The organism is Rhizobium sp. WSM4643 (genome assembly GCF_025152745.1).
GTDB lineage: Bacteria > Pseudomonadota > Alphaproteobacteria > Rhizobiales > Rhizobiaceae > Rhizobium > Rhizobium leguminosarum_I.
This window is the reverse complement of the sequence record NZ_CP104040.1, coordinates 4634172-4652503: the sequence shown is the minus strand read 5'-3', so window position 1 is coordinate 4652503 and position 18332 is coordinate 4634172. Positions and strand designations below refer to the sequence as shown.

At 61.0% G+C, this 18332-nt stretch carries 11 protein-coding genes and 1 pseudogene; 9 read left to right on the top strand and 3 right to left on the bottom strand.

Annotated elements, in window-relative coordinates:
• Positions 1-17: 17 nt before the first annotated feature.
• Positions 18-521 (top strand): GrpB family protein, encoded by a 504-nt coding sequence (locus N1937_RS22810; protein WP_260057045.1) that lies wholly within the window; start codon positions 18-20, stop codon positions 519-521.
• Positions 522-556: 35 nt separating this feature from the next.
• On the opposite strand, the pseudogene N1937_RS22805 reads toward N1937_RS22810, so the two are convergent.
• Positions 557-2892 (bottom strand): annotated as a pseudogene (locus N1937_RS22805) (DNA translocase FtsK).
• Positions 2893-3521: 629 nt separating this feature from the next.
• Positions 3522-6521, bottom strand: a complete 3000-nt coding sequence (polA, locus tag N1937_RS22800; protein ID WP_162115569.1) for a DNA polymerase I — start codon at positions 6519-6521, stop codon at positions 3522-3524.
• A 544-nt stretch (positions 6522-7065) separates the two neighbouring features.
• On the opposite strand from polA, the gene N1937_RS22795 reads away from it, so the two are divergent.
• The 8 genes from N1937_RS22795 to N1937_RS22760 all read left to right on the top strand — a co-directional run bounded on the left by N1937_RS22795 (position 7066) and on the right by N1937_RS22760 (position 17500).
• Positions 7066-7482, top strand: coding sequence for a MarR family winged helix-turn-helix transcriptional regulator (locus tag N1937_RS22795; protein ID WP_003544385.1), 417 nt, complete (start codon positions 7066-7068; stop codon positions 7480-7482).
• A 138-nt stretch (positions 7483-7620) separates the two neighbouring features.
• Entirely contained in the window at positions 7621-9009 is a 1389-nt protein-coding gene (locus N1937_RS22790; RefSeq protein WP_260057043.1) for a M20/M25/M40 family metallo-hydrolase, read from the top strand.
• Between the two features lie 375 nt (positions 9010-9384).
• Complete coding sequence (locus N1937_RS22785) at positions 9385-10053, top strand: SH3 domain-containing protein (protein ID WP_260057042.1); 669 nt, start codon at positions 9385-9387, stop codon at positions 10051-10053.
• A 547-nt stretch (positions 10054-10600) separates the two neighbouring features.
• Positions 10601-10822 (top strand): hypothetical protein, encoded by a 222-nt coding sequence (locus tag N1937_RS22780; RefSeq protein ID WP_222292031.1) that lies wholly within the window; start codon positions 10601-10603, stop codon positions 10820-10822.
• Between the two features lie 211 nt (positions 10823-11033).
• The gene (locus N1937_RS22775) at positions 11034-13370 is read left to right on the top strand and encodes a transglycosylase domain-containing protein (RefSeq protein WP_260057041.1); all 2337 of its coding nucleotides are present in this window, start codon (positions 11034-11036) and stop codon (positions 13368-13370) included.
• A gap of 384 nt (positions 13371-13754) precedes the next feature.
• Positions 13755-15671, top strand: coding sequence for a molecular chaperone DnaK (dnaK, locus tag N1937_RS22770; protein ID WP_017966482.1), 1917 nt, complete (start codon positions 13755-13757; stop codon positions 15669-15671).
• Positions 15672-15756: 85 nt separating this feature from the next.
• Positions 15757-16884: a molecular chaperone DnaJ gene (gene dnaJ, locus N1937_RS22765; RefSeq protein WP_260057040.1), complete on the top strand. Its 1128-nt coding sequence runs from the start codon at positions 15757-15759 to the stop codon at positions 16882-16884.
• A gap of 415 nt (positions 16885-17299) precedes the next feature.
• A complete protein-coding gene (locus N1937_RS22760) occupies positions 17300-17500 on the top strand; it encodes a hypothetical protein (RefSeq protein WP_260057039.1) in 201 nt (66 codons plus the stop codon).
• Between the two features lie 155 nt (positions 17501-17655).
• Here the strand turns inward: N1937_RS22760 and N1937_RS22755 are convergent, their stop codons facing one another.
• On the bottom strand, positions 17656-18021 hold the full coding sequence (locus N1937_RS22755) for a helix-turn-helix domain-containing protein (protein ID WP_162115574.1): 366 nt from the start codon (positions 18019-18021) through the stop codon (positions 17656-17658).
• Positions 18022-18332 lie beyond the last annotated feature (311 nt).

Below are 18332 nucleotides of genomic sequence, written 5' to 3'. Positions count from 1 at the left end.
GGATCGAGAGGAAGGGCATGCGTGCCATCAAGGTGGTCGACTACGGTCCTTCCTGGCCGCGGCTCTTTGCCGAGATCAGCACCGAGGTCTCCGCCTTGCTCGGCGACCGCCTGCTTTCCATCGACCATATCGGCAGCACATCGGTGCCTGGCCTGGCGGCCAAGGCGAAGATCGACCTTGCTGCGGTGATGATATCCGACGCGTTCCTGCCGGCGGCGATCGAGGTGGTGCGCGCTGCCGATTTCGTCTTCCACGGCGATACAGGAGAGCAACGATGGGCCTTCACCCGCGATCATCAAGCTTATGGCTTCAAGCTCTATCTTTGCGGACCCGATAATCGCGCGCATCGGGAGCGCATTCTGTTTCGCGATTATCTCCGGGATCACCCCGAGAGAGCCAAGGCCTATGCCGAGCTGAAACGCCGGCTGGCTGCGGAGGCAGTCGGCGATTGGGATTTTTACACCGGCGGAAAGACCGAGTTTGTCAGCGAGACGGTTCGGCTGGCTGCCTTGAAGACGTAAAACAGGAATCCGTCAGACACCCTGGCCGCCGGCGATTACTCGCCGTCGCCCCGTCCCGATACGATCTCGCGCTTGCCGACGTGATTGGCCGGGCCGACCAGACCTTCCTTTTCCATGCGTTCCACCAATGAGGCGGCGCGGTTGTAGCCGATGCCGAGGCGGCGCTGGATATAGGAGGTCGAGCATTTCTTGTCGCGCATGACGACCTTGACCGCCTGCTCGTAGAGTTCGTTGCCATCCTCCGAGGCCATGGCGCTCTTGTCGAAGACGGCGCCAGCTTCTTCCTCCTCCGTCTCGTCCTCCTCGTCGGCGGTGACGGTATCGAGATATTCGGGGCGACCCTGGGTTTTCAGATGAGCAACGACCTTTTCGACTTCGACATCCGAGACGAAGGGGCCGTGAACGCGGGAAATCCGCCCGCCGCCCTGCATGTGCAGCATGTCTCCCTGACCGAGCAGCTGTTCGGCGCCCTGTTCGCCGAGAATGGTGCGGCTGTCGATCTTCGAGGTCACCTGAAAGGAAATGCGGGTCGGGAAGTTCGCCTTGATCGTGCCGGTGATGACGTCGACCGACGGACGCTGTGTCGCCATGATCAGATGGATGCCGGCAGCGCGCGCCATCTGGGCGAGGCGTTGGATCGCGCCTTCGATGTCCTTGCCGGCGACCATCATCAAGTCGGCCATCTCATCGACGATGACGACGATATAGGGCATCGGCGTCAGGTCCAGCGCCTGGCTTTCCTCGATCGGAGTGCCGGTGCCCTTGTCGAAGCCGACCTGGACCATGACATGGATGGTCTCGCCCTTTTCGCGGGCCTGGGCGACGCGGTCGTTGTAACCGTCGATGTTGCGGACACCGAGGCGCGACATCTTGCGATAGCGCTCTTCCATTTCGCGCACGGCCCATTTCAGCGCCATGACCGCCTTCTTCGGATCGGTGACGACGGGCGTCAGCAGATGCGGGATGCCGTCATAGACGGAGAGTTCGAGCATCTTCGGGTCGACCATGATCAGGCGGCACTGTTCCGGCGTCATGCGGTAGAGCAGAGACAGGATCATCGTATTGATGGCGACCGACTTGCCGGAACCGGTGGTGCCGGCGACGAGCAGATGTGGCATCTTCGCGAGCTCGGCGATGACAGGCTCGCCGCCGATGGTCTTGCCGAGGCCGAGCGCCAGCTTGTAGCCGCTCTTCTCGAAATCCTGGCTTTCGATCATCTCGCGGAAATAGACGGTCTCACGCGTGACATTCGGCAATTCGATGCCGATGACGTTACGGCCGGGGACGACGGCGACACGGGCCGAGAGCGCCGACATCGAGCGGGCGATATCGTCGGCAAGACCGATGACGCGCGAGGATTTCACGCCCGGCGCCGGCTCGAATTCATAGAGGGTGACGACAGGACCGGGACGGACATGGATGATCTCGCCCTTGATGCCGAAATCTTCCAGCACGCTTTCCAGAAGCCCGGCATTCTGCTCCAGCGTCTCCTGCGACATGATCTCGCCGAGGCGTTCCGGCGGTTCCTGAAGAAGGGCGCGCGGCGGGAATTCATAGCCGGATGCGTCGATCCTTTCGGGCCTCGCACCCAGGCGCGGCGACGGCAGAACCGCGGCGACGGGCGGCGTGCGCTGCGGCGCCGGCGCGGCCTGAGGTGCTGACGCAATTTGAGGGGCTGGCGCGACCCGAGGGGTTGGCGCCGCCTGAGGTGCCAGCACGACCGGTGCCTCGACAGCGATACGCCTCGGCCTTTCCAAGGATGGGGCGGCTGGAAGGCGCACGGCGGTCTTTGCGGAGACCGCGGCGGGCGGCACGGCTGGGCGGGAGGGGACGGGGAGCAGCGGCGGCCGGTACCGGGGCGCCATTCCATGATCCGGAACAGCGACGTGATCGACTCGGGCGAGGTCTCGGTCTTTGGGAACGAGATCAAGGAAGGCGCGCGCACTGGCGCTTCTTCGAAGGCCATGACTTCCCAGAAGGCGAAATCGGAAATGGAGGAAAGCTCGGCGCTGGCGCGGAAGGCGGGCTCGTCAGGCAAAGGTGACTGTTGCAGTTCGACCCTCTGCGGTGCTGCGGAAATGTCGTCCGGCTCTGGCAGATAGATATCGAACGGCACGTCGACGGCAACCGGCTCTATCCGTATCGCCTGCTGTCGAATCTGCGAATCATCGCGAACGGGCTCATTCGGGGCGCGCCGCCTGCTGATCAGCGTTTCCGGCGTGCGGGTGAAACGGACATTCGGCGCGAGGGAAAAGTTGCTCTGCCAGATGGGTGCCGCCGGCTTCTCCCCTGGGTTTTCCGCCGGAAGGTCCGTTTCAATCTCGCTGGAAAAATCTCCGGCATCCGTCAAATTGGTTCTGGGAAAACGCATGCGTCCGCTACTCACTCATGCTTTGCAAATTACGACCCTACCGGGATAGAAAAGGAAGGTTAATAAGTTCCTTCCTGCCGTATCGTACCGATACGACTCCTTCGGATAAATCGCTGCATTTTCAATGAGTTCTGGCAGTGAGAAAAATCTTTGCCAATTTTGGGGAGGCGCTCTGAAGTGCGTTGCAATCTTTCAGATCGCTGCTGGGGCTTTAGAGCCTTTCCGGGCTAGATTGCAGTATTCTGTTGGCTCAAACGGAGTCGGATGGTCGACCGGCCGGCGCGCGTCGTAGCCAAGCTCTACGGCCAAGCCGGCCGGTCGATCAGCCGGCCCGTTTCAGCCAACCTTCCCGCAGATTTGCCTGGCAAATCTGCAAGACTCAGAATCGCCGGGCGCACCTATCGCTTCGCCATGGCGAAGCGGTGCGGCCGGTGGGCCGGGCATCTTTCCGCCAGGATCAAAGGCGATCGGCTCGGACGTACCTTGGGGTATGCCCGTCGCCAATCGCCTCTGCCCTGACGAAAACCTGCTCCGGCAGAATGCTGCAATCTGACCAGGAAAGGCTCTAGGCTTTAGCTCCACGCATGTCGTTGTCGCAAAACTGCCGCACAGTTTTGCGCGACATGCTTTTAATGCGCCTCGTCCCAATTGGTGGCGGCGCGTGCATCGACCCTCAGTGGCACACGCATTTCCAGCGCCGGCATGGTGGCGTTTTCCATGACCGAGACGATGACCGGCATCGCCTTTTCGACATCCCCGTCCTCGACCTCGAAGATGAGTTCGTCATGCACCTGCAGCAGCATTCTGACGCGATCGGCGAGGCCGACTTCAACAAGCGCCGGCTCTATCTTGATCATCGCCCGGCGGATGACGTCGGCAGCCGAACCCTGGATCGGCGCATTGATCGCCGCACGTTCGTTGAAGGCGCGCACGGATGGATTGGACGAGCGGATTTCGGGATAGTTGATGCGGCGGCCGAAGATCGTTTCGACATAACCCTTGTCGCGCGCCATGGCCTTTCGGCTTTCCATATAGTCGCGGATGCCGGGGAAACGCTCGAAATACTTCTTGATGTAGTCGCCGGCTTCCGAACGCTCGATCGAAAGCTGATTGGCAAGCCCGAAGGCCGAGATGCCGTAGATGATGCCGAAATTGATCGCCTTGGCGCGGCGGCGCACCTCGCCCGGCATGCCTTCCACCGGCACGCCGAACATTTCCGAGGCCGTCATGGCGTGGATGTCGACGCCATCTTCGAAGGCCTTGGTGAGCTGCGGGATCTCGGCCACATGGGCAAGCACGCGCAGTTCGATCTGGCTGTAGTCGGCAGAGATCAGCTTGTGGCCAGGCGTCGAGATGAAGGCGGTGCGGATCTTGCGGCCTTCTGCGGTGCGCACCGGAATGTTCTGCAGGTTCGGCTCCGACGAGGACAGGCGCCCCGTGGTCGTCGATGCCAGCGAGTAAGAGGTGTGGACCCGCTTTGTCTCAGGGTGAACGTAACCCGGAAGCGCGTCGGTATAGGTCGATTTCAGCTTGGTGACCTGGCGCCAGTCGACGATCTTGCGTGGCAATTCGAAACCGGCGGCGGCCAGATCCTCGAGCACCTGGGCGGAGGTGGACCATTGGCCTGTCTTCGTCTTGTTGCCGCCGGCAAGGCCCATCTTGCCGAACAGGATATCGCCCAGCTGCTTCGGCGAGCCGATATTAAACCGCTCGCCCGCCAACTGGTAGATCTCGTCTTCCAGGCGCGCCGCACCCTGAGCCAGTTCGCCGGAGAGGCGCGACAGGATCTGTCGGTCGACGGTGATGCCGCGCGCTTCCATGCGCGCCAGCACCGGCAATAGCGGCCGCTCCAGCCGTTCATAGACGCTGGTCAATCCCGCCGCCGTCAGCCGCGGCTTCAGCACCAGCCAGAGGCGCAGCGTCACGTCGGCATCTTCGGCGGCATAGTGGGTGGCGCGGTCGATGTCGACGAGATCGAAGGTGACATTCGCCCTGCCGCTGCCCGCCACGTCCTTATAGGAGATCGGCGTATGGCCGAGAAATTTTTCCGAAAGCGGGTCCATCCCGTGCGCGCCGGTGCCGGCGTCGAGCACATAGGAGATCAGCATCGTATCGTCGAAGCTCCTGATCTCGATGCCGTAGCGCTTCATCAGCAAGTAGTCGTATTTCAGGTTCTGGGCGACTTTGAGAACCGATTCGTCTTCCAGCAATGCCTTCAACCGCGCCAAACCATCGCGCATGGGGATCTGATTTTCGGCAAGGCCGCCGCCGAGCAGGTCGCCGACGCCGTTCTTGTGGACGAGCGGCACATAGGCGGCACGGATCTTCGTGCCGGTGGGATCGGCCGTGTTGTCGGCGATCGCCATCGAGAAGCCGACAAGCTCGGCCTGCATCGCATCCAGCGACGTGGTCTCGGTATCGAAAGCAACGAGGCCGGTCGCGCGCGCATCGGCGATCCAGCGGTCGAGCGTCGCCAGGTCGCGGATCGTCACATAGGCCGAATGATCGAAGGGCAGCGTCGCGAAGGCCTCGGCCCGCGCCTTGGCAAGATCGGCGGGCGAAAAGGCGCCTTCGACGGCGGCTTTCGCCTTCACCCGCGGCGGCACCGGCACGGATTCGCCCGAGACGTCGGGGATGCCGCCAGCAACGGGCTCGGGCTCTGCCGCATCGAGATCGGGGCCGCGGGCCGTCTCACCCCATTCGATGCGAACGATCGCCGGTTCGATGGCGCTCGCATCGCAATCGCAGGCTTCGGCGACACGGCGCGTCAGCGTTGTGAATTCCATCGTCTTCAGGAAGCCGATCAGCTTCGGGCCGTTCTGCGGTTCCAGCACCAGCGCGTCGAGGTCGAGATCGAGCGGCACATCGGTGCGCAGCCGCACGAGATCGCGCGAGAGCCTGGCCATGTCGAGATTGGCGAGGATCGTCTCACGGCGCTTGACCTGCTTGATCTCGGTGGCGCGTTCGAGCAGGGTGTCGAGATCGCCGTATTCCTCGAGGAGCTGGGCGGCAGTTTTCGGGCCGATGCCGGGAATGCCGGGAACATTATCGACCGAATCGCCGGTCATCGCCTGCAGGTCGATCATCTTTTCCGGCGGCACGCCCCATTTCTCGATGACATCGGGAATGCCGATCTGCTTGTCCTTCATGCTGTCATACATGTGGACATTGGGGCTGACGAGCTGCATCAGATCCTTGTCGGAGGAGACGATGGTGACATCGCCGCCGGTCGCTTCGGCCTGGCGGGCATAGGTGGCGATGATGTCGTCGGCCTCGAAGCCTTCGGTCTCGATGCAGGGCAGATTGAAGGCGCGGGTCGCCTCTCTTATAAGGCCGAATTGCGGGATGAGCTCTTCCGGCGGCGCGGAGCGGTTCGCCTTGTAGGCGTTGTAGAGATCCTTGCGAAACGTCTTGGCGGAATAATCGAAGATGACGGCAAGATGGGTCGGCGTCACGCCGACATCGGTATTGCGTGCATCCTTCAGCAGCTTCCACAGCATGTTGCAGAAACCGGACACGGCGCCGATCGGCAGGCCATCGGTCTTGCGGGTCAGCGGCGGCAGTGCATGAAACGCCCGGAAGATGAATCCGGAACCATCGACTAGGAAGAGGTGATCGCCTTTTTTCATGCGTGCATGGATAGCGCGGGCATCGGACGAGGTCCATATAGAGTTCGGCATAAAGTTCGGCGCGCGAAAAGGATTATGGCGTTCGGAGGGCCATGTCGCCGCGCTCGTTTTCGGACGCGCAAAGGACGCTGAGCACTTGGCGTTGCTGCGTAATTTTATCCTTCCATCGTTTCCGATCTCAGGAATTGTGCGGCAGAGATTCCGGCTCACCAAACTGTTACCGATTTGTAACGATGGCCCTCCCTTGAAAAACCACATTTTAAGGCACAAATCCATGTCACCGGCGCTTGATTGCGCCGCGGGTCTGATTACCGGCTTGTCCCCCGCCGCGTCAGACTTGGACAAAGGCCTTATCCCCCCTCTCCGGGCCTTTGTCCCCACTTTAAAATCGCCATGGCCAACCTCCAGGCCATGGCGACTTTTGTTTTTTCGAGATACTCGAAATTCTGATCGCAGCTTGCATGTTATGGAGTATCGTATGCGATTTGCTGCATTGTCTCCGGCATGGTTTTGAGCCTAACTTGCAGCCATGGGATTTAACCGCATGGATTCGGGAGCCTACCTTGCCAGCCAGCTGGCGAAGGGTTTTGCCCGCTCGCTGCACCAGCGCGCGGTCGGGCTCGGTTTTTCTCCAGGGCAGTTCCCCATTCTGCTGGAACTCTGGGCTGAGGACGGGCTGACCCAGAAACAGCTTCTCGAGCGGGTCGATATCGAGCAGGCGACCATGGCCAATACCCTTTCGCGCATGGTCCGCGACGGGCTGATCGAACGCCGGCCGCATCCATCCGACAAGCGGGCGCAACTGCTCTTCCTGACGCCGCGCGCCCGCGCCATGGAGGCCGAGGCGATCGAGACCGCGCGTGAGGCCGACCTGGCGCTGTTTAAAGGTTTCCGGGTTTTCGAGCGCGAGCTGACACTCGAATATATCCGCCGGCTTCTGGAAAACGCCAAGGCGCTCTGACCGAAAAGAGCCACCGCGCGAACAGCTAATCTGCGCCGTGCCGGGCGAGCTGCTTCCCCGCCGATTTTTGTTTTTTCCGCCTCGCGTGCCTTTCCGGTTTGGTCTATCGTCCGGCCGAATCTCGAAAAGGAGTCGAAAATGACCGATGTACGTCAGGTGCTTGCGCGCGCGGACCAGAACCTTCCATCGAGCCTCGACACGCTGTTCGAGCTTCTGCGCATCAAGTCGATTTCCACCGATCCCGCCTATAAAGCCCAATGCCGGAAGGCCGCCGAATGGCTCGTCGCCTATCTCGGGACGCTCGGCTTTACGGCCTCCGTGCGCGATACGCCTGGCCATCCGATGGTGGTCGCCCACCATGCCGGCGGCGCCGCCGATGCGCCGCATGTTCTCTTCTACGGCCATTACGACGTTCAGCCGGTCGATCCGATCGAGCTCTGGGAAAACGACCCCTTCGAGCCGTCGATCAAGGATGTCGGCGAGGGCCGCAAGATCCTGACCGGCCGCGGCACCTCCGACGACAAGGGCCAGCTGATGACCTTCGTCGAGGCCTGCCGCGCCTATAAGGAGATCAATGGCGCGCTTCCCTGCCGCGTCACCATTCTCTTCGAGGGCGAGGAGGAATCCGGCTCGCCATCCCTGAAGCCCTTCCTCGAAGCCAATGCTGCCGAGCTCAAGGCCGATTATGCGCTGGTCTGCGATACCGGCATGTGGGACCGCGACACGCCGGCAATCGCCGCAGCGCTACGCGGCCTCGTCGGCGAGGAAGTGATCGTGACGGCCGCCGACCGCGACTTGCATTCCGGTCTCTTCGGCGGCGCGGCCGCCAATCCGATCCATATTCTCGTCGAGGCTCTTGCCGGTCTGCGTGACGAGACGGGCCGCATCACGCTTGACGGCTTTTATGACGGCGTCGAGGAAACGCCCGACAATATCAAGGCGTCATGGGAGACCCTCGGCAAGACCGCGGACAGCTTCCTCGGCGAAGTCGGCCTTTCCATCCCATCCGGCGAAAAGGGCCGCTCGGTGCTGGAACTCACCTGGGCGCGGCCGACCGCCGAAATCAACGGCATCTGGGGCGGCTATACCGGCGAAGGCTTCAAGACGGTGATCGCCGCCAAGGCTTCGGCCAAGGTCTCTTTCCGGCTTGTCGGCACGCAGGATCCGACCGCCATCCGCGAGGCTTTCCGCAGCTATATCAGCTCGAAAATTCCCGCCGATTGCTCGGTCGAATTCCATTCGCATGGCGGCTCGCCGGCGATCCACCTCTCCTATGATTCGCCTGTTCTCACCAAGGCGAAGAACGCGCTTTCCGACGAGTGGCCGAAACCGGCCATCGTCATCGGCATGGGCGGGTCGATCCCGATCGTCGGGGATTTCCAGAAGATGCTCGGCATGGAATCGCTGCTCGTCGGCTTCGGCCTCAGCGATGACCGCATCCACTCGCCGAACGAGAAATACGAGCTCGTCTCCTACCACAAGGGTATCCGCTCCTGGGTGCGGATTCTTCAGGCGCTCGCCGCCTGAACGGCGTGCCAAGCAGAATCGCAAATAACAAAAAGGCCGGTTCGACCCGGCCTTTCGTCATCCGCTCATCTCAGTGCCAGTTCATCCGTGGTCAAGGAGCAAGCGGGTATTGCAACGAGACTGCCGCCGAAAGGTTAACCAACCGTTAACAGCACCACCTTGCCGGAAGCACCGCTTGCGGCTCCAAGGGCGCTGACAGATATTTCGCCGTTCAAGCTGCGTTCATCGCCGGCAATATATAAGCCATTGAAAGATAATACGATAGCAACACCCTAACACCCGGGGGCGATCGCTCTATCTTTTCTTTCAATGGCATATGCCAAGGAAACGCGGCCAAGCGCTGCCTGAAAAACGTGCCAACAAGGACTGAGAAGCGTGAAAAATCTCTTTGTTAAAATTGCAGCGGTCGGCCTGCTTATGCTGGCGCCTGCCATAGCGCAGGCTGCCGAGGGCTACTCGACGGCGAACGTCAACATGCGTGCCGGTCCGAGCACCCGTTATCCTGCCGTTGCCGTCATACCCGCCGGTTCCTCCGTCGAGATCCGCGGATGCCTTTCCGACGTCAACTGGTGCGACGTCGAGTTCTACGGCGGCCGCGGCTGGGTTTCCGGCCAGTACGTGCAAGCCCTCTACCAGCAGCGCCGCGTCTATGTCGGCCCGCAGTATTACCGTCCGCTCGGCATTCCGATGATTCGCTTCAGCGTCGACAATTATTGGGACCGTTACTACCGCAACCGCGATTTCTATCGCGACCGTGACCGCTGGAGCCGCGGCCCGGATTATTACTACCGCGACCGCGACAATCGGGATCGGGATCGCGATCGGGATAACCGGGATCGCGACCGGAACTGGCGCGAGCGGGATGGCGACCGATATGGGCGCGACCGAGATCGTGACTGGCGCGACGACAATCAAAGGGGCGATCGGCAAGGGGACCATCGGCAAAGAGATGAACGGCAGAGGGACGACCGGAGAGGCGATGACCGCAGGCCGGACCGCAGGGACTTTGATTGCCGCCCCGGCGATCCCTCCTGCGACGAGTGAAACAGAGAGGGGACGGCAGCGCCGTCCTCCTTTGAGGTTTGCCAAGCCAAGGGCAAAACACCCAAGAAAAAAGCCCGGCGCTCCCATGAGGGTGCACCGGGCCGGATGTCGATCGGCACGTGTTGAGGGGAGACGGCCGATCATTCGCGGGACTTGAGGGGTTGTCCCGCTTCTCAGTAAACAAACGTGAAGCCTATTGGTTCCGCCTCCTGCATAATTCCTTAAATCGGAAACGAGTTTAAGGACAAAATTATCCAGCAATTCAAAGCTTTACAGCGTCACTTGCGCCTCTCGAAAAGACGCGCGCCGCGGTGAACTACGTCGTATCGAACGTAACTCACGCCACAGACTTCGGGCCTTTGTTTTCACGACGCGCGCCACTTCGCCGGCGAGTGCAAGACAAGCGCCGCGGGGGAAGCATCGATCCTCGAATGCGGTCACCGACAATTTGATGTGAAGCCATCGCGAGGCTCTTGTTTTGCGGGATTCTTTATTGCAGTTTTGTGAAGTTGCGGATTGATTTTAATCCGTTCGAGGCTGGACCCTGATGACGCAAGACTACCTGGCTTTCTTCGGGCTTTTCGCCCCTCGGGCGGCCGCCATAGATGTTACCGTTTGGCATAAACATAACCCACTTCTGCCTGTGCGCCTCACCGATGGGGCGAACCTCAACCCTTCCGGCCAGATTTGGCGCCGCTTTCATCTGGGCGAGTGGGAGTATAAGCAGGACCCGGAAACGCTCGACGATTACGAGGCCCGACAGTACTGAAGGGCGATGCTGTCTCCCGGCGCGGTCTGCCTTACTTTCCATTATTAATACCCCGTTAAATCGCCGCATTTACAGTTCAGTCGGATGATCACGGCGGCACTCAAAGTGCTTCAGCGTCCTTTGCGCGTCTGAAAAGACGCGCGGCGCTGGAGAAGAGCACCGTTATGCGAAGCTGGCTTCGCGATCGAACATGGGGTGTGACCGGTCCGCGATGGCAGGCAGAGGCAGATCAGGCGACAGAATAGAACCGTCCTTCAGCGGCCGAGCGGCACGCGACGATGACGAGTTCTCGCTTGATGCCGACGATCGCATTGCCGGAGGCCGATCCCAGCGCCGCGGCGGCTCGAAACCCCCGCCGCAACGTGCCGCCCCTCGGCGGCGGCGCGAGCCGCGGGAGCGCGAAGGCGGCGGCTTTTTCGGATTCCTGCGCCGCGTGACCTACTGGTGCGTCGTGCTTTTCATCTGGGCCGGCATCGGCGTTGCCGGGCTTGTGGTCTACTATGGCTCGCGCATGCCGAGCGCCAGCACATGGGCGATCCCGGAGCGGCCGCCGAACGTGAAGATCACCGCCGTCGACGGCAGCGTCATCGCCAATCGCGGCGCCACCGGCGGCGAGGCGCTGTCGCTCGAAAACATGTCGCCCTATATTCCGGAAGCCGTCATCGCCATCGAAGATCGGCGTTTCTATTCGCATTTCGGCGTCGATCCGCTCGGCCTCGGCCGGGCTGTCGTGACCAATCTGACGGCTGGTCACATGGTGCAGGGCGGCTCGACGCTGACGCAGCAGCTTGCCAAGAACCTCTTCCTCTCCCCTGAGAGAACGCTTGAACGCAAAGTACAGGAGGTGCTGCTCTCGCTCTGGCTGGAGCAGAAATACACCAAGGACCAGATCCTTGCGATGTATCTCAATCGGGTGTTCTTCGGATCGAACGCCTATGGCGTCGAGGCGGCCTCACGCCGCTACTTCAACAAATCGGCACGTGACGTGAACCTCGGCGAGGCCGCGGTGCTGGCCGGCCTGCTGAAAGCGCCGTCGCGGCTTTCGCCGGCCCGCGACGCCGATGCGGCGAATGCCCGCGCCCAACTGGTGCTCGCAGCAATGCGCGAACAGGGTTTCATCACCGATTCCGAGGTTAAGACCGCGATGTCGCAGACCCCGGCCTCAGCCAAGAGCTACTGGTCCGGTGCCGGGCACTATGTCGCCGACATGGTGATGGACGAGCTGCCGGGTCTGATCGGCGACGTCAAGGAAGACGTCATCGTCGATACGACAATCGACAAGTCGCTGGAAAAGAAGGCCGAGCAATCGCTGGTCGACGTGCTCGACAAGGAGGGCGGCAAGCTCGACGCCTCGCAGGCGGCCCTGGTCTCAATCGACGGCACCGGCGCGATCCGGGCGCTGGTCGGCGGCCGGGACTATGCGACAAGCCAGTTCAACCGCGCCGTCAAGGCCAAACGCCAGCCGGGTTCGTCGTTCAAGCCCTTCGTCTATGCTGCCGCACTCGAAAAGGGGCTGACGCCCTATTCGGTGTTCAACGACGCGCCGATCCGGATCGGCGACTGGACGCCCGAAAATTACGAGAAGAAATACAATGGCGAGGTGACGCTGGCGACCGCGCTTGCCAAATCGCTGAACACGGTGGCCGCGCAGCTGGTGATGTATGACGGGCCGGACCAGGTGATCAAGCTTGCCCACCGGCTCGGCATTGAAAGCGAGCTGCAGCCGAATGCCTCGATCGCGCTCGGCACCTCGGAAGTGTCGCTGATGGAACTCACCGCCTCCTATGCCGCCTTCATGAATGGCGGCTACAAGGCGACGCCGCACGTCATCCGCCGGGTGACGACTGCCGAGGGCAAGGTTCTCTACGAAAATACCTATGACAGCCCGCCGCGCGTGCTGTCCGAGCAGATCGCCGCCGAGATGGATACGATGATGATGGGCGTCATCGAGAGCGGCACCGGCAAGAGCGCCAAGATCCCCGGCTGGCAGGCGGCGGGAAAGACCGGCACCACCCAGAATTCGCGCGACGCGCTCTTCGTCGGTTTCACCAGCAACCTCACCACCGGGGTCTGGTTCGGCAATGACGACGGCAAGCCGATGAAGAAGGTGACCGGTGGCGGCTTGCCCGCCAAGGCCTGGAAGGAATTCATGATCGCAGCCCACAAGGGTCTTTCGCCGGCGCCGCTTTTCGGCAACGGCCAGTTGATCGCCGATCCGAACAACGGTCAGCCGATGGCCGAGGCAACGGGCAACGGGCAGCTGGGCAGCGGGCAACCGATGACGGCGGAGGCGCCGCCATCGACGATCGGCGGTATCATTTCCGGCGTCTTCGGCGGCAACGACAATGCAAACCGCTATCCGCAAGCGCCTGCCCGGCAGCAGGCGGCGACCTCCGGCAATGGCCCGGTTCCGCCCGCAGACATTGCCGAAGGTGGCGGTTCTGGCTATGAGGGCATAGTGCCGCCCGGCGATGTCGGGGGCGCGCAGACCACCTCTTCCGTCCAGCCGCGGCGCACGACGCTGCTCGATCTGATCATGGGCCAGTGAGATCTTTGCTGCATACCCCGCACAAGCCCGATGATCTTAAGCGCGTCGCGATCTTTCAGATTCGCTCCACGCGCTTCGGGTCTTTGTTTTACGCCTGCGGTTGTCGCAAAACCGCTCTGCAGTTTTGCGCGACATGCCGCAAAAATCGGCCGCTTTCCGGGCAAGGGGTGACCTCCGTCCCGGCGACTGTAAAAATTGAAGGCAACACATTCGTTTTGCTGGATTCCGGGGCATTTCTCGCCTTGCAGTCCAGAAAACCGCTCCTTATATACGCCGCATCACCGCAATCACGATTGCGTAATCTCAAGTAGACCCATCCCGTAAGGGGCTGTCAGGGAAATGCCTTCTCGGGGTTCCGACAGCTTGCTTCAAGGAGAGAATGACATGGCAAAAGTAATTGGTATCGACCTTGGAACGACGAATTCCTGCGTCGCAGTCATGGACGGCAAGGACGCGAAGGTCATCGAGAATGCGGAAGGTGCGCGTACGACCCCTTCCATGGTGGCATTTTCCGATGATGGCGAACGCCTCGTCGGCCAGCCGGCCAAGCGCCAGGCAGTCACCAACCCGACGAACACACTCTTTGCCGTCAAGCGCCTGATCGGCCGCCGCTACGAAGATCCGACCGTCGAGAAGGACAAGCACCTCGTTCCCTTCACCATCGTCAAGGGCGACAATGGCGACGCCTGGGTCGAAGCCAATGGCAAGGGCTACTCGCCCGCACAGATTTCCGCGATGATCCTTCAGAAGATGAAGGAAACCGCCGAATCCTATCTCGGCGAAAAGGTCGAGAAGGCCGTCATCACCGTTCCCGCCTATTTCAACGACGCGCAGCGCCAGGCAACCAAGGATGCCGGCCGCATCGCCGGGCTTGAAGTTCTGCGCATCATCAACGAGCCGACCGCGGCCGCGCTTGCCTATGGTCTCGACAAGAAAGAAGGCAAGACAATTGCCGTCTACGACCTTGGCGGCGGTACCTTCGATATTTCGATCCTCGAGATCGGCGACGGCGTCTTCGAAGTGAAGTCCACCAACGGCGATACCTTCCTCGGCGGTGAAGACTTCGACATGCGCCTCGTCGAATATCTCGTTACCGAGTTCAAGAGGGATAACGGCATCGACCTGAAGAACGACAAGCTTGCCCTGCAGCGCCTCAAGGAAGCTGCGGAAAAGGCAAAGATCGAGCTTTCGTCTTCGCAGCAGACTGAAATCAACCTGCCGTTCATCACGGCCGACGCCTCCGGCCCGAAACATCTGACGCTGAAGCTGACCCGCGCCAAGCTCGAAAGCCTGGTCGACGATCTCGTCCAGCGCACGATCGCGCCGTGCAAGGCAGCGCTCAAGGATGCCGGTGTTACCGCTTCCGAAATCGACGAAGTGGTTCTCGTCGGCGGCATGAGCCGCATGCCGAAGGTGCAGGAAGTCGTCAAGCAGCTGTTCGGCAAGGAGCCGCACAAGGGCGTCAACCCGGATGAAGTGGTGGCGCTTGGCGCCGCCATCCAGGCCGGCGTTCTGCAGGGCGACGTCAAGGACGTCCTGCTCCTCGACGTAACGCCGCTGTCGCTCGGCATCGAGACGCTGGGTGGTGTCTTCACCCGCCTGATCGAACGCAACACGACGATCCCGACGAAGAAGAGCCAGACCTTCTCGACCGCCGAAGACAACCAGCAGGCCGTGACCATCCGCGTTTCGCAGGGCGAGCGTGAAATGGCTGCCGACAACAAGCTGCTCGGCCAGTTCGACCTCGTCGGGTTGCCGCCGTCGCCGCGCGGCATGCCGCAGATCGAAGTCACCTTCGACATCGACGCCAACGGCATCGTCCAGGTTTCGGCCAAGGACAAGGGCACCGGCAAGGAACAGCAGATCCGCATCCAGGCTTCCGGCGGTCTTTCCGACGCCGACATCGAGAAGATGGTAAAGGATGCCGAAGCCCATGCCAGCGAAGACAAGAAGCGCCGCGAGGCCGTCGAAGCCCGCAACCAGGCTGAAAGCCTGATCCATTCCTCGGAAAAGTCGCTGAAGGATTACGGTGACAAGGTCTCCGAGGCCGACCGCACCGCGATCTCGGATGCGATCGCCGCACTGAAGACGGCGTCGGAGGCATCCGAGCCCGATGCCGACGACATCAAGGCCAAGACCCAGACGCTGATGGAAGTGTCGATGAAGCTCGGCCAGGCGATCTATGAAGCACAGCAGGCCGAAAGCGGCGCTGCGGGCGATGCCTCCGCGGAAGGCGGCGACAATGTCGTCGATGCCGACTACGAGGAAATCAAGGACGACGACCGCAAGAAGTCCGCGTAATCCGCGACGGCGTGGTTATGCTTCAACACCTGATCCGGCTGCTCACCATGGCAGCCGGAAATCCATTTCCGGGGTTTAATCCTTAATGGCAAAAGCGGACTTTTACGAAACTCTGGGTGTAGCCAAGTCGGCGGACGAGAAAGAGCTGAAAAGCGCCTTCCGCAAACTGGCGATGAAGTACCATCCGGACAAGAACCCGGATGACAAGGACGCCGAACGGAAGTTCAAGGAAATCAACGAAGCCTACGAGATGCTCAAGGACCCGCAGAAGCGGGCGGCCTATGATCGTTATGGCCATGCGGCCTTCGAGCATGGCGGCATGGGCGGCGGTGGCGGCGGATTTGCCGGCGGCGGTTTCTCCGACATCTTCGAGGATATCTTCGGCGAAATGATGGCTGGTGGGCGTGCGCGCCAGCGCTCGTCGGGCGGCCGCGAACGCGGCGCCGATCTTCGCTACAACATGGAAATAACGCTGGAAGAAGCTTTCTCCGGCAAGACGGCGCAGATCCGCGTTCCAACGTCGATCACCTGCGACGTCTGTTCGGGTTCAGGCGCCAAGCCCGGCACGCAGCCGAAGAATTGCGGCACTTGCCAGGGAACGGGACGCGTGCGCGCGGCACAGGGCTTCTTCTCGATCGAGCGGACCTGCCCGACCTGCCACGGCCGCGGCCAGATCATTCCCGATCCCTGCCCGAAGTGCCACGGCCAGGGCCGGGTGACGGAAGAGCGTTCGCTCTCGGTCAATATTCCCGCCGGCATCGAGGACGGCACGCGCATCCGCCTGCAGGGCGAAGGCGAAGCCGGCGCCCGCGGCGGGCCGGCTGGTGACCTCTATATCTTCCTGTCCGTCAAACCGCATGAATTCTACCAGCGCGACGGAGCCGATCTCTATTGCGCCGTTCCGATCTCGATGACGACGGCCGCACTCGGCGGAACCTTCGACGTGGCAACGCTCGACGGCACCAAGTCGCGCGTGACCGTGCCCGAGGGCACGCAGGTCGGCAAACAGTTCCGCCTCAAGGGCAAGGGCATGCCCGTGCTGCGTTCGGTGCAGACGGGCGACCTCTACATCCAGATCCAGATCGAGACGCCGCAAAAGCTCACCAAGCGCCAACGCGAACTGCTTCAGGAATTCGAGCAGCTTTCGTCCAAGGAGAACAATCCGGAATCGACGGGCTTCTTTGCCCGGATGAAGGAATTCTTCGAAGGCTGAACCGCAATCGACGCGCCCACTTCGAGAACCGGGGACGGAAACGTCTCCGGTTTTTTTGTCCCAAGAATCCTAAAGAACGGCGCGATCTTTCAGATTCGCTCGTTGCGCTTTAAGTCTTTGTTTTTATGGATGTCGTCATCACAAAACGGCTGCAGACTTTTGCGCGACATGTCTCAATTTGCGACATTCGCCGTCCACGCCGGCCAATCTGTCCCGGTTCGAAACGGCGGCGGGCGGGAAGACGACTTGCGTTAACGCAGCCAGATGATGCCGCTTGCAAGTTTTCCAAATGAATTCAGACTCTGCGCTCAGTGCATAACCCCAAGAATTGGAATCAATTTCGGGGCATGCACCAAATCAAAGTGATAGAGCGTCCTTAGCGCTAGCGGGAACAAACAAACCAAGGGTATCAGCCATGGCGCCAGCCTTTTCATCTCAGTCCGAAGACATCGACGTTCTCGCCGGCGCCATCTACACGTGGTGCGCCGAGCGCAACATCAAGCTTCGCAGCCAGCAGGGTCTTTCGATCGCCAGCATCGCGATCGACCTTTATCATGCCGGGCACCAGACGCAGGACGATCTGCTGACGGCGCTGCACGAACGCGAGATTCACTGAAGCGCGCGGCAGCGGACCTCATTCAGGTGACCTGCCCCGGTCCTTGTGTTGATGGACGCCGCCCCCAAAACGCTGCACAGCTGTAAGCATCTGGACATCGTCCCGACCCGGACCAGGTCGTGCTTTTTCGTGGTAAACCTGATGGCTCAGTGGAATCAGGCGGCGGTTTCGGCCGCTTCGCGGGTCATGAGGGTGAGGATGGTCTTGACCGCTTCTTTGCCTGCCGGTGAATTCAGCTTGTCGTAGCTCAACGCAAGCGCATAGGCGTCGGGGCTGAGTTCGATACGACTGCCGAATGGAGACACGCCGGCTCCCTCGAAAAGGGCAGAGATATCGACATTGAGAAAAACCGCGATCTGATGCAACTTGCTGGCGGAAACGCGGTTCGTCCCCTTTTCGTATTTCTGGATCTGCTGGAAAGTCAGTCCGAGTGCTTCGCCAAGCTCGAGTTGTGAAACACGGCGAAGGGCGCGAAACTGTCTGACGTTGCGACCGACGATAATATCAACCGGATCTGGCACTTCATCACTCTCTCATACGTAAACGGTTCGTTTACCATATCGCCTTCACGGAATAACTCAACCCAGCAGTTGCAAAATTCAACCGACTTTTTCTGGGCATCACGTTACGTCAGTAGCCTCAAAGGATCGCGGCAAAGCCGGAATATCCGGATCTCCGAGGCACTGACGGTGACCGTCGACGGTATCGGCCTGGCGATGTCGGAGCCTCCCCGCCGGTTGTATTTTTTGTAGAATTTAGAACGCGCGATGCCTACCCCCTACATCGGCAGAATGTCGGACACCAGCACCGCGGTCAGGTGTCTTGAAAATAT

What these genes read in the sequence shown, in the direction of transcription:
- N1937_RS22810 (WP_260057045.1), top strand. Translation starts at nt 18, where the DNA reads ATGCGTGCCATCAAGGTGGTCGACTACGGTCCTTCCTGGCCGCGGCTC.
- polA (WP_162115569.1), bottom strand. Translation starts at nt 6,521, where the DNA reads ATGAAAAAAGGCGATCACCTCTTCCTAGTCGATGGTTCCGGATTCATC.
- N1937_RS22795 (WP_003544385.1), top strand. Translation starts at nt 7,066, where the DNA reads ATGGATTCGGGAGCCTACCTTGCCAGCCAGCTGGCGAAGGGTTTTGCC.
- N1937_RS22790 (WP_260057043.1), top strand. Translation starts at nt 7,621, where the DNA reads ATGACCGATGTACGTCAGGTGCTTGCGCGCGCGGACCAGAACCTTCCA.
- N1937_RS22780 (WP_222292031.1), top strand. Translation starts at nt 10,601, where the DNA reads ATGACGCAAGACTACCTGGCTTTCTTCGGGCTTTTCGCCCCTCGGGCG.
- N1937_RS22775 (WP_260057041.1), top strand. Translation starts at nt 11,034, where the DNA reads ATGGCAGGCAGAGGCAGATCAGGCGACAGAATAGAACCGTCCTTCAGC.
- dnaK (WP_017966482.1), top strand. Translation starts at nt 13,755, where the DNA reads ATGGCAAAAGTAATTGGTATCGACCTTGGAACGACGAATTCCTGCGTC.
- dnaJ (WP_260057040.1), top strand. Translation starts at nt 15,757, where the DNA reads ATGGCAAAAGCGGACTTTTACGAAACTCTGGGTGTAGCCAAGTCGGCG.
- N1937_RS22760 (WP_260057039.1), top strand. Translation starts at nt 17,300, where the DNA reads ATGGCGCCAGCCTTTTCATCTCAGTCCGAAGACATCGACGTTCTCGCC.